This window comes from Paenibacillus faecalis (assembly GCF_900289175.1).
Lineage (GTDB): Bacteria > Bacillota > Bacilli > Paenibacillales > Paenibacillaceae > Paenibacillus_AQ > Paenibacillus_AQ faecalis.
Window position 1 is genome coordinate 1,573,737 of record NZ_LT985747.1, and the last position, 11,671, is coordinate 1,585,407.

Sequence of the window (11,671 nt, forward strand, 5' to 3'; positions counted from 1 at the left end):
ATGAGTAAAAAATAAAACTAACGTTACTTTTTTATTGAGAAATTGAGTTTTCAGTAAATTCTGTGTTTTTTCTCATTATTTTTACTATTCTTAGTAAAAACAATATACTGATAATAACCATTCCTATGCCTTCAGCTACCCATATTCCCACAGCACTATAACCTAATTTATACATCAAGTATGCTGCTGGAATTATAAACAAATACGAAATAACTAATGTAATTAAACTTGGAAGTTTAGTATCTAAAAACGAGTCCAAAACGGCAAGTAGAGAATATTGTATAGTGTAAATTAAATAAAACACTAAATGTACGATCATAATATTCATCGATAATAAATATGTATCTGTTCCAGATTGAATTGAGAAAAACGAAAATATATATTCAAGGGTTAATAAGACAATTCCAATTACAATGGCTGAACTGGTCATAGAAACTAATATTATTTTTTTGGCAGTCGCCTTTATTGTTAAGGAAGCCTCGCCCTTTCCTATTTGATCAGATAGTCGAACAACAATAACGGTATAAAAGGCCTGGGGAACCATAAACAGTACACTAGAAATTAAATCAGTAACTTGATTAGCAGCTACTAAATTGATCCCTCCCCATCCAACCATTAATACCAGAATAAATGATGTTAACCAGTCATTAAGGTTTGTAATTCCTTTTGGAACCCCCTTAATAAGCAAGGCCTTTATAAATTTCAAACTTATTGCAAAATTTTTAAATGCTATTTTTTCTTTACTTTGTATATAGATTAAAGATATCGCACTTATTAACATAACCATCCTTGAAATGTTTGTTGCAATAGCAGAACCTATAACCCCATATTCAGGGAAACCCCAATTACCATAAATAAGTAACCAATTTAGAAGTATATTTAGGATGTTTCCTATAAGAGTTAACATCAATAAAACTTTCATTTTGTTATTAACAATAATCATTTGAGCCATTACATTATATATTAAGATTATGAAAACAGACCATTTTAGTGTTGATATATACTCATCAACTATAGTTACAATTTCAATTGGTTGATTAAATAGTGTAAAAAATTCCGATGTGAAATTTAATATAAAAAAAATTAAAACACCTAAGAAAAATGCTAAATATACAGAATTCACTAAGTACTGTTGTTTCGTATCCTTATTCTCTTTCCCAATTCGCGAAACTAGAGGGGTGAACATTCCAAGTATACCGATAAAAGGTGTCAAAATAACATTTAAAAATATTCCTCCTTGTCCTATAGCCCCTAAGTATTTTTCTCCTAAAGGAGCAATCATAATACTATCAGCTATTGTAAAGGAAAAGTTTATAATGGTATTGAATATTAATGGAATTGCCATCCATAGTACAGTGAAATAAGTTAACTCCTTATTCTTCATGCTACGCCCTCACATGTAATATGTTGGAAGTGAGCTTAAAGCCCACCTCCAATATATTCAGAAATTTCAAGTTTATATCCATTTGGGTCAAGAAAGTAAATCGACCTAGAAGAATGATATTGGACGGGTTCTTCATAGAAGAGTTTCACATTAAACGATTTAAGTCTATTTAAAACTTCATCAAATTCTTCAACGATTAATCCAAAGTGTGTAATTTCAAGCCCTTCGTTTTCAACTCCCCTGCCTTCAGGAAACTCATGCATACATAAAAATAACTGATTTTCATTCCCCACAATAACCCATCTAGTTAAAGCTCTTAATCCAACTTCCTTAACTTCAAAACCGAAAACATCTGAATAAAATTTCACACTTTCCTCAATATCTGCAACATCTAACTGAATATGATCAAACTTTGTAATTACAATATGTTTATTCTTCATATTTTTTGTAACATCTCCTTGTATTCATTATTGAGATGATTATTTTCATCCATAGCATTCAAAATACTTTTAAAGTAAGTCTCTTCACTTTTACTAACCAGTTTTTTAGATATTAAGTAGCCATTAACTGCAGCTGAAATATTCAGTGGATCTAAAGCAAGAGTGTTTTTGTAAGCCTCGACTGCTTGCGTGTAATCCTCTAATTTTTCGTAACAATAGCCTAGTAAAAATTGTGATTCAACTACTCTGGGAAGACCAATTTCCTGAGCTCGTTTTATGTAGCTTAAAGCATTGTTGTAATTATCAAATAACATATTAACTTCAGCAGCTTCTAGATAGCTTATTGACCAGTTAGGATCTATCTCAATTAATTTCTTAGCGATGTCTTCTGCTTTATCATAGTCTTTATGTAAATATGCAAATTCTTTAAGGGAAGATTCAAAATATGTCTTTAATGCATCCGACCTTTGAATTTTTTGTATTTCAGATTTAGGTTCTGCCATTTCTGCATACTTATATGATAAATCCATGTACTTACGAGTATTATCTAGATCATTTTCAGCTGCAGGAATCATTGCCACAGATCTATAAAAATGCGATTTTGACAACTGTGATGCAAATATATTATCACTGAGTTCTTCTGCAAGTTTAAATCCTTTACCAACAAACCACTTATACAAGTCATTGTTAAGCGCACTTGATTTGATCTTCCATGTATTTGCCTGCGACGATACTGATATTATCTCTATATCTGATAAATAACCTTCTTCAATCAAAGCTTTTATATTTTCGAATTCTTTATCCACCGATTCAAATGGATTGTTCCTATTTTTCAAAATAAAACTTAGCATATAATAATAAAATTTTTCATTAGGATACAGTCTATTAAGATCAATCTGTTCGAAAATATTACTCGCTAATTTATAACGAGCAATTGAACACAAACTATAACAAATATTTAGTTTTTGTATAGGAGTTGCGAAATTCACATTATTTACTAGCCATTTCAATTTATTAAGAGGCCCTTGAACTTCATAGTTGAGGTTTTCGATATCTGCATGTTCAATTTTTGTTATTACTGATACTTCAAACAAAGTTGATGGGTCTAGCAACTGCATTAAATTATACGGAACGTTATCAAAATTATGATGTTCGAAAGAAATACAAACTCCTTTTGACCAGTTGCTTGAAATATTATGGCTATTTTCTAAATGCAATATCGCTCTTAAGAATGCTGTATCACGCATTATTCATTACCCCACTTATCAATTTTTATAAAGGGGGGAATCTAATCCCCCCCAATTTTACATTTAATTATTTATGATTAAAACGGTTGAGTGGAAGGAAAAAATGATGGTTTTTTAACTACATTCAGGCTATTGAATTTAACCATGCCAAATCACCTCATTTCATAAATTAACTAGACACTTAGAATGGTTGAGTAGACGGAAAAAACGATGGCTTTTTAACTACGTTTAGGCTTTTGAATTTAACCATGCCAAATCACCTCCATCCGAGGAAATATATGTAAGCTTACAAATTACAATTTATTACAAGATATAACCATTGTCAACAATAAAATAATATAAATTTATAGTAGGATAATTTATATTATTGAAGTTTTACTGTTTATCGTAATTTAATTCGAATCGCATCGATTAATAAAACCCAAAAAACTTATCCCACCACTTGCTTTAAACCCTGTATTTTGATATATTTACATAATTTTAATTAATTTAATTTACAATTATAACCTTTTGCCCTATAATTACTACATTATGACTTATTATATTTCAGGAGGTAAATTATGAATGAATTAACAATAACGCCAAAAGATACTGCCGTCATTGATAAAACATCTGATCCAAATGAAACAATGAATCAATGGCAGGACAGTTATCATAACGCAACTACTCTCAATAACAAATTATCCCTTAAAACTATTAATTATTTCACAGAATATCGACTGGAACCTATGAAATAATTAAAAATCAAATATGAAATTAGACTTATCTCTAAAATAGTCAAATACTTTTCGAAATATCATCAGTGAGCTTTTTCCCTTGAGATATCCCATAAATGATGGTGCTGAGTTTAACTTTCAGGAAGTGAAAGATTATCTAGAGGAAGATGGTTCAAATACCAAATCATCGATAAATATAAAATTACGAGTACAACTCAGCTTCCAACTGGATTAAGAAGTATCATTGTCATAGCAGCTTAAAAGCTTATTCAGGTGGAGCGAAAGCGATAACGAAGAGATATAGATGAAGAAAATGGAGTATAAAATCGAACGGCTTCGAGCGGAGAATGCATTTTTAAAAAAGTTACGGGAATTCCAAAGGAGGCGAAACTAAGCCAACATCGTCAAGAAAACATCTACCTTGCCATTCAAGCGCTTCAAAAAGAGGTGTTATTCAGTAATCGGCTTTTGTATGAAATTGCAGGTATTCCACGTCCAAGCTATTACAATTTGTTAAGGTACTGTACATTTTGTTAAGGTACTGTACATTTTGTTAAGGTACTGTACATTTTTTAAAGTTTGATCATTTTATTTCTAAACAATCGCTCCTAATTGTTGAAGTGCTTTTTCTAATTTATTCATTCCATTCCGGAATTGAATGAATTTCATGTTCCGAAGCTAGCTTACCTAGTTGCTTTTCTTCTTTAAGAACAGCATAAAGCGATCCTTCATAGGGTAAGGCATCAATAAAACACCTAAAACATGCTTTCAATTCAACCCCATTTAGAACGGTACGGAATATGTCAGTACATAAGTCGATAGTATAATCAACCAACCTAAACCCAGTTTACGAAAAACGATATATCTTTGTTTCAACTTTTACACCCCTATTTTGTGTTGGTGGTGTTTTTACTGTTTCACATGCGGAAATATGAGCGATATGGTCAGCCCTGAGCCAAACTCTGATTTTGCATCCAACTGAATGGCTAGATCATAAGCCATCTTGCTCACTAAGAAGAGGCCCATACCTGTTGCTTGTCTTGTATAAGTACCTCGTCCTCCAGTAAAGCCCTTATCAAAAATAAATGGTAAATCTTCTTCAGATACACCAGGTCCATGATCACTAATATGTAAAATGGTTTGATCATTTACTTTGTCATAAACCGTTTCAAATTTCAAAAATGGACTCCCCTGATTCTGTGCAACGTATTTCGTACTATTAAAAATGATTTGTTCTAATATAAAGGCCAACCCTTTGCGGTCAGATAAAACTTCCATCTCTTCGCCTATGAACTGTATTTGAAAACCGGATTCATCTAGTAGTGTTTGATGGTTTTCAATAATCTGTTTACAACATGCTAGTAAGTTTATAGACTCGAAAATATAATCTTTATGAGCAGCCCCAAGCCTTGCAAAATACAAAATTCGCTCGACGTCACCAAGCATTTGATCTCTAATATGAAGCATACGCTGTCTAACAAGGGGAGACATTTCGTCACTGCGGTTATCTAGTACCAATGTCATCAATGACAGAGGCTTTTTAATTTCGTGAACCCATCCTTCTATATAGTTTTCATAATCGGTAAGCTCAATGACTTGATCATTCAGTTCCGACTGATATGATCTTATGGTACTTCCCATTCTACGAATATATGACCAATGTGTTTTAGGAGATACCTGACATAATATTTCTTCGTTCGTCTCATTCGGTTCCAATAAAAAATCTTGAAAAGCAGCTTCGATTATTTTTTGTTTTCTAAGCATGACGAATACAGACAACGAAATCATAGCTAGCGTAAACACAATCATGAGCCCTACTAAAATATGAAACGTTTCAGGATAAGCCAACCAAGCTAAATAACTAAAAAGGAGACTTGTCGCCATCAACACAAGAAACCATTGTTTATAAGCATGAAAACAATCATAGATTTGCTTCATCCATTTCATGGCTTCATCTACCCCCTAAGTCGATAACCTTGGCCCCTGATTGTCTCAATTTGATTCTCCAAGCCTAACTGCCGCAAAGTTTTTCGTAAGCGAGTTAGATTTACTTGAAGCGCATTTTCGTCTATATATTGATCTGTCCCCCATAAAAGTTCACTCAGTGTTGACTTGGATACAACCTCAGGTCTATTCTGTGCTAGAGCCAATAAAATCTTTCCTTCATTAGCTGACAATAATAACGATTGAGATCCCTTATACAAAGTAAAGGTATTGGGGTCTAACGAAAAACTGCCACCATCGATCAAGTCCGGTTGTCCTTCAAATCTTTTGAGCAAGTTCTGTACCCGCGCTAATAATCGATCTCGATTACATGGTTTCGTGAGATAATCATCTGCACCTAAATGAAGACCATGTAATTCATCTTGCAACTTATCCCTAGATGTAAGAATCAATATGGGACCAATCCCTTTTAATCTTAGACTTCTGCATATTTCAAATCCTGATTGTTCCGGTAAATTGATGTCTAGTAAGACTAAATCTGGTGCCAAAGTGGCTATTTGAGAAACGACATCATGAAAAAAAGTAATAGCTACTGCTTCAAACCCTTCTTTTTGCAATATATCCATTAACTCTTCTCTCATCAATAAATCATCTTCAACAATTGTAATCCTCGCCACTTTGGCACCTCCTTCAATGTAAAATATATCGGTTTCTTAATCGATATTTGGCTTCCAACGCAATTTATTGATCTCGTGATCTGCTGAACGGGCAACGGCTACTCCATAAATGACCAAAATCAAGATGATTATACATGCAATGGTAAAGGCAATCGGATAAAGTAACGCGTTGTCTTCGATGCTAATCATCACAAATGAAATCATCGCCTTTATACCAACAGCTCCGCTCACGCATGCAAGAGACATAGGTAACAGAAAGGTCAGCAACACCTGTCTATGCATTGATTTTTTCATTTGATGACGTTTTGCCCCCAACATGGAAAGCGTTAAATAGCGCCCACCTGTCTGCTTCATCTGCGTCAAAAATTGTAAAGCCAATACTGTACAGGCAATAATCAAAAATAAAAATCCCATATATAATGTCGTATAACTTCCAGCAACTACATAGAAAAGTCTGCGTCCAAAGTTTTGTAAATAACTTTCGAACTCGAGGCCTGAAGACGTTAATAAATCTCTAGCCTCCATCATCGGTTTCATTAAACCTTGTTCGGCTTGCAGCTTTTGCGGGATGCGAAAATTCCAGTAGGTTGCATAGGTTTCTATATTTAATAATTGTTCAAACATTTGATCAGAAACTATGAACGCGGAATAAATTTCTACTGAACGATCTGCTACTAATCCTCTCATTGGAAGTGATGGGCGTATAAATACTTCCTGATCATTAATGCTCATCAAACTTTGCCCTTCTTTTGCAGCCTCCTCAAGAATATTATCTAGTACAGGCATGCTTTCCAGATTGTCCATATGCAAAAGGTCTGGATTAAAGTATAAAGCCAATTCATCTGAATCTAGGTTCAGTGGTTTTTCCCCTATAGCATCTAAAAGTCCATTATATGATGTTTCAGGAATGAGGTAAGGCTTTGTTGCATCAATCTCTAGGACCCCAAGCAGATTAAGTGCTTCAGGGTTTTCCGAACTGATCGTGTAACTCTGCATTTCTCCAGATAAAAATTGCTCTTTGTAGTTGCTTGGCAGAGCCATAATGAGTTGCTCTCTTAATTTTGACCAATCAACTAACGATGAAGGCAAGTCGTCTTCCCCACGTTCATACTGGTGTTTCATCCTTCCAATTTCCAAGAGATTCAAGTCCTCTACATAGGGTACCATTTTTTCTGAAGCAAGAAATTGCTCAACCTTTTGATGGTCCCCCTTAACCGTAAAATCATATAACGAGGAACTCCTAGCATAGACACTTTCAAAGCTTATAATCGTTGAAGCACCCTCTGCTATCAAAATGATCGACAACGTGATAAGGATCGATGTTACAGCAACAGAAGTGGATTTATTAGCTACGTTCTCTTGAAACTGCCTTAATGTAAATGTGCGCAGACCTTTCGTAGATTTACGCTCAGACAAGCTTGCCAATAAACCTAGTAGTTTTCCAAATCCCCTCATAAAAAGGATCGTTCCTAAACTTCCGAGAGTGAGTGCCACAAACAGAACCAGTCCTCCAAAGTCCATAAAACGATATAAAACGATCCAATATGCCACGCCTAGTAAAATAGAACCTGCCAATATATGGAGTATATTGCCTTTAACATGCCCCATATCTTGTTTCTTATCCATTTGCTCTTTCAGTAATTGATGTACCTCTTGATTGAATAATCTTCCCCCAAGAATGACTAATGCTATAAACTGGATAAGTAAAAAACCGATGATCGTAAAGAGAATCGCACTTACCGACAAGCTTATTTGATGACCGATAATGCCTTGTCCGACTAATCTGGAAACCGTCAAGCTGATGATTTCTGCTAAAAATACGCCTATTAACAGGCCTCCAATGAGCGCTAAAACAGAAGTGATGAACCCCTCTAATAAAAGTTGAAAAACGAGGCGTTCTTTGCGCATTCCTAACATCAGATAAAGTCCCAACTCTTTGCTTCTCCGATTTAATTGATACCGATTGGCGAATAAAACTAAGAAAAACAATAAAAACAATGCAAAACCATACACAATGGGCATTAGGGCTAAAAGTTTATCGATCGCATCACTTTCAAATTCTCTTAAGAATAATATAATATCTTGTTTCCCTAGTGAAAGAATGATATAAAACGAGGCTACTGCTGTGACAAGGGTTGCAAAGTAGATTACATTCTCCTTACGACTTCGTTTCGCATTACGATAAATCAGCCTAGAGAACATTTGCGCTTCCTCCCCCAAGCTGAGCTAGTAACTGCAAAATTCTTTCATAAAATTTCTCTTGTGACTCATCATGTTTACGACGCAGTTCATGAAAGATGACACCATCTTGAATAAAAAGGATTCTTGAACAAAAACTCGCTGCATTCGGATCGTGGCTGACCATTAAAATGGTCCTTCCATGGCTTTTATTAATGCCTTCCAACTTATTCATTAATGTTCGTGCAGAACGTGTATCCAATGCTCCTGTCGGTTCATCTGCAAGAACGATGTCTGGATCAGGAATCAAACAACGTGCAGCTGCCACCCTTTGCTTTTGTCCTCCAGACATTTGAGATGGGAATTTATGAAGGATATCTGTAATTTCTAAAAAACCTGCCAGCTCATTTAATTTAGCTCGTGCTTTTGCAAAATCCACCCCGTGAATCGATAATGGCAACAGTATATTTTCTTGTCCAGTTAGATTATCCAGTAATTCAAAGTCTTGAAACAAATACCCAATTCGACTACCGCGATACTCCGCTAAATCCTTACTGTCAAAAGCACTGATGTTTTTACCATTTAAAAGCACACGTCCAGATGTCGGTTTTATGATTGTTGCAATGCAGTTTAATAATGTCGTTTTACCAGATCCGCTTGGCCCCATTATTCCTAAGAATTCTCCTGGGAGAATATCAAAACTAACCCCGTTTAAAGCTTGGGTTATATTGTTTTTCTTTCCGTAATTTTTTTGTAAGTCTTGAACTTCTAGCAACTTTCCTCGTCTGACCACTGTATATCGCTCCTTTCTTATGATTTCGAAATGATAATCGAATTGAGCTATACACATTATAGCCAGTAAAAAAGGCCGGAAACACTTACAGATGGTGTAAGGAAACTTGGATGGTGTGGATTGGAAGGATTTTAATCACTATATATAGTGTACCGTAATAGTTCATTTATTGAAGATCAGCACGTATAAAAGGCATCCGACATAAGGATGGTTTGCCTAAAAAAGGTCCTGTCCTTTGTCTGATGCCCTTATCGCTATGTTTTTCTTTTATTCTATGTAATGGCTTGAGCCTCAAAGTATGCTAATAGCTAACTAATCCAAGAACCACAAAGAATGGACAAGAACCAGATCAGCACATAATCAAAAATTCACCGTTGAATCGATCTGCTTGTTCATCTTAGGTAAAGCTGTTCCCCGATAAATTGTAATGTCTTCCAACTCCATAGATACAAAAATCTTGACATACCTTGGTGGTATACTCTTATTCATTCAACAGTCTTTAATTTTTTCTCAACTTCTTTCAATCTTTGTTCTAACTCATTTAATTGTTGTTGTTGATCTTGTAAAATCTTTTGTTCTTTCATTAACTTTTGATTCGCACGATTTTCGTGATTCTTAAACATTCTACTAAAGAATATGACGATTAATAGAGGAATGATAACAATAAATATTAAACTAACACTGAGTGATGATAAATAATTCATTTATCGTTCTCCTTATTTCATTAATAACTAAAAGTCTCTCTAGTTAATCATATGGCATTCACGTCATTTGTTTAAAGTACATCTAAGCGATTTTACACTTTTCCCCATTGCACTTGACTAAAGAATAAACGTTCTAATTTTAAGTCTTAGAACGCTTTAAATTTTATAACTTTAGATTATTTGTAACTTATACATAAAATAAATAATATTATCTTCTTGTATCGTATCTGTTGCTACTTTGTTTTTATGTGTTTTTTTACACTTTATGCATTGATGTATAATCTGATATCCTTTTTTGGCTGAGTAATCAAGGGCAATCGGTTTCATTAGTCCTTTACACTGGCTTAAACGATCACCCGTTTTATTATCTAGATGTTTAGAATATAAACAAAATGGACAATGATTTCGATAGCTACCATTGGTTAATGGTGAAACTTCAGCACTGCACTTTTCACATTGAAAAGAAGTATTCTCTAGTTTTCTACTCATTTACTTTCCTCCAAAATGAATTTTTCATCTTTGGAGAAAAGGGTTCCGTTTGTTTTTCTGCGCTTTAGCAGTTTCAGGCTTTGAATAAGAGAGACCTATTCACCGTTTTATTCTATAAAACGATTACTTCTAGTTCCAGCTTCACAAAGGCATATTTAATCCTTTGATCCGAACCACGGTTGATTTTGTATATTTGTATCAACCACTGTGATGCAGCTAACGCCACATCCCACTAGTATGTGTCATTATTCATCACTGACATCGGCATCGTCCCCTAGAAAGCAATGAGTTTAAAAGAGAGTAATAAAATATGAATCCCCCCTAATATCTATAAAAGTCTTTAATTTATTAAATCAAAATCAATGTAACATATTTTTTAGAAAAAATCTTTTTGAACAGTTATCTATTTGTAGCTACGACAAAAAAACATCCATTCCGTTACTACGCTTCTAACAAAAAAATGTGTGCTCGATTAACCTAAGTATAATCGAGCGCACATAATTCTTAACAAAAACTACTTTAAACAACAAGGATTTGGGGCCATTAACGGTGGACTTTGTGGAATGTTTTAAAAAGTTTGATCATTTTCTCCCCTCTTCCACAATCGAGCCTAATTACTTAAAATGTGCTCGTATTAAAAACCATGGAATCATCTGGTTTTAGATGCTCCATGGTTTTGATGAAGTGTGTTTAAATTTTATACTTTAGCTGCCCAAATTTCTATTTCAATTTTTATCTCAGGTAAACCTAACTCAGCAATATATCCAATCGTCATTGCTGGATAATCATTACTAAATAATTGTTCCCACTCTGAATCTAAGAACTCCCAATCAATTTTCTCAGTAGCCCATACGTTCACTTTTATAATATTTTCAGCACTTAACCCTTCAGATTCCAGTACTGTTTTTATATTGGTAAACGTATTACTCACTTGCTCATTCATATTTTGTGGGAATTGTCCATTTCGATCTACACCAACTTGACCTGATGTCACGTATAACTCTGCATTCCTTGGAATTTTTGTAATATGTGTGTAATTGCCAACTGGTGCAGGCATACTTGATGGGTTTTTTCTTATAATTCTTTCGTATTCCATTTA

At 34.2% G+C, this 11,671-nt stretch carries 11 protein-coding genes and 1 other annotated feature; of the genes, 1 reads left to right on the plus strand and 10 read right to left on the minus strand.

The annotated features are described in order from the left end of the window. Positions 1–31: 31 nt before the first annotated feature. Genes C8268_RS07585 through C8268_RS07595 form a run of 3 tightly spaced genes read right to left on the minus strand, consistent with a single transcriptional unit; the run spans position 32 to position 3,071 of the window. On the minus strand, positions 32–1,384 hold the full coding sequence (locus C8268_RS07585; protein ID WP_106767111.1) for an MATE family efflux transporter: 1,353 nt from the start codon (positions 1,382–1,384) through the stop codon (positions 32–34). A 35-nt stretch (positions 1,385–1,419) separates the two neighbouring features. After that, the gene (locus C8268_RS07590) at positions 1,420–1,824 is read right to left on the minus strand and encodes a VOC family protein (protein WP_106767112.1); all 405 of its coding nucleotides are present in this window, start codon (positions 1,822–1,824) and stop codon (positions 1,420–1,422) included. Continuing rightward, positions 1,821–3,071, minus strand: coding sequence for a tetratricopeptide repeat protein (locus tag C8268_RS07595; RefSeq protein ID WP_106767113.1), 1,251 nt, complete (start codon positions 3,069–3,071; stop codon positions 1,821–1,823). The genes C8268_RS07590 and C8268_RS07595 overlap by 4 nt, the downstream gene beginning before the upstream one ends. A gap of 560 nt (positions 3,072–3,631) precedes the next feature. On the opposite strand from C8268_RS07595, the gene C8268_RS22655 reads away from it, so the two are divergent. Then, complete coding sequence (locus C8268_RS22655) at positions 3,632–3,808, plus strand: hypothetical protein (RefSeq protein WP_158702698.1); 177 nt, start codon at positions 3,632–3,634, stop codon at positions 3,806–3,808. An 888-nt stretch (positions 3,809–4,696) separates the two neighbouring features. On the opposite strand, the gene C8268_RS07600 is transcribed toward C8268_RS22655, so the two are convergent. From C8268_RS07600 to C8268_RS07630, 7 genes are all read right to left on the minus strand, one after another. Next, positions 4,697–5,734 (minus strand): sensor histidine kinase, encoded by a 1,038-nt coding sequence (locus C8268_RS07600; RefSeq protein WP_106767114.1) that lies wholly within the window; start codon positions 5,732–5,734, stop codon positions 4,697–4,699. A gap of 8 nt (positions 5,735–5,742) precedes the next feature. Next, entirely contained in the window at positions 5,743–6,408 is a 666-nt protein-coding gene (locus C8268_RS07605) for a response regulator transcription factor (RefSeq protein ID WP_106767115.1), read from the minus strand. A gap of 36 nt (positions 6,409–6,444) precedes the next feature. Continuing rightward, positions 6,445–8,610 carry an ABC transporter permease gene (locus tag C8268_RS07610; RefSeq protein ID WP_106767116.1) on the minus strand — a complete coding sequence of 722 codons (2,166 nt, stop codon included), beginning with the start codon at positions 8,608–8,610 and terminating at the stop codon, positions 6,445–6,447. After that, the gene (locus C8268_RS07615) at positions 8,600–9,379 is read right to left on the minus strand and encodes an ABC transporter ATP-binding protein (RefSeq protein ID WP_106767117.1); all 780 of its coding nucleotides are present in this window, start codon (positions 9,377–9,379) and stop codon (positions 8,600–8,602) included. The genes C8268_RS07610 and C8268_RS07615 overlap by 11 nt, the downstream gene beginning before the upstream one ends. Before the next feature lie 485 nt (positions 9,380–9,864). Further along, positions 9,865–10,083 (minus strand): hypothetical protein, encoded by a 219-nt coding sequence (locus C8268_RS07620; RefSeq protein ID WP_106767118.1) that lies wholly within the window; start codon positions 10,081–10,083, stop codon positions 9,865–9,867. 171 nt (positions 10,084–10,254) lie between these two features. Continuing rightward, positions 10,255–10,572 carry an RNHCP domain-containing protein gene (locus C8268_RS07625; protein WP_106767119.1) on the minus strand — a complete coding sequence of 106 codons (318 nt, stop codon included), beginning with the start codon at positions 10,570–10,572 and terminating at the stop codon, positions 10,255–10,257. Positions 10,573–10,653: 81 nt separating this feature from the next. Continuing rightward, positions 10,654–10,827, minus strand: a sequence feature (16S ribosomal RNA rRNA prediction is too short). Positions 10,828–11,269: 442 nt separating this feature from the next. Beyond that, complete coding sequence (locus C8268_RS07630) at positions 11,270–11,668, minus strand: RidA family protein (protein ID WP_106767120.1); 399 nt, start codon at positions 11,666–11,668, stop codon at positions 11,270–11,272. Positions 11,669–11,671 lie beyond the last annotated feature (3 nt).

Excerpts from the sequence above, each read along its gene's own strand:
- C8268_RS07585 (WP_106767111.1), bottom strand. The coding sequence starts at position 1,384 with ATGAAGAATAAGGAGTTAACTTATTTCACTGTACTATGGATGGCAATT.
- C8268_RS07590 (WP_106767112.1), bottom strand. The coding sequence starts at position 1,824 with ATGAAGAATAAACATATTGTAATTACAAAGTTTGATCATATTCAGTTA.
- C8268_RS07595 (WP_106767113.1), bottom strand. The coding sequence starts at position 3,071 with ATGCGTGATACAGCATTCTTAAGAGCGATATTGCATTTAGAAAATAGC.
- C8268_RS22655 (WP_158702698.1), top strand. The coding sequence starts at position 3,632 with ATGAATGAATTAACAATAACGCCAAAAGATACTGCCGTCATTGATAAA.
- C8268_RS07600 (WP_106767114.1), bottom strand. The coding sequence starts at position 5,734 with ATGAAATGGATGAAGCAAATCTATGATTGTTTTCATGCTTATAAACAA.
- C8268_RS07610 (WP_106767116.1), bottom strand. The coding sequence starts at position 8,610 with ATGTTCTCTAGGCTGATTTATCGTAATGCGAAACGAAGTCGTAAGGAG.
- C8268_RS07620 (WP_106767118.1), bottom strand. The coding sequence starts at position 10,083 with ATGAATTATTTATCATCACTCAGTGTTAGTTTAATATTTATTGTTATC.
- C8268_RS07625 (WP_106767119.1), bottom strand. The coding sequence starts at position 10,572 with ATGAGTAGAAAACTAGAGAATACTTCTTTTCAATGTGAAAAGTGCAGT.
- C8268_RS07630 (WP_106767120.1), bottom strand. The coding sequence starts at position 11,668 with ATGGAATACGAAAGAATTATAAGAAAAAACCCATCAAGTATGCCTGCA.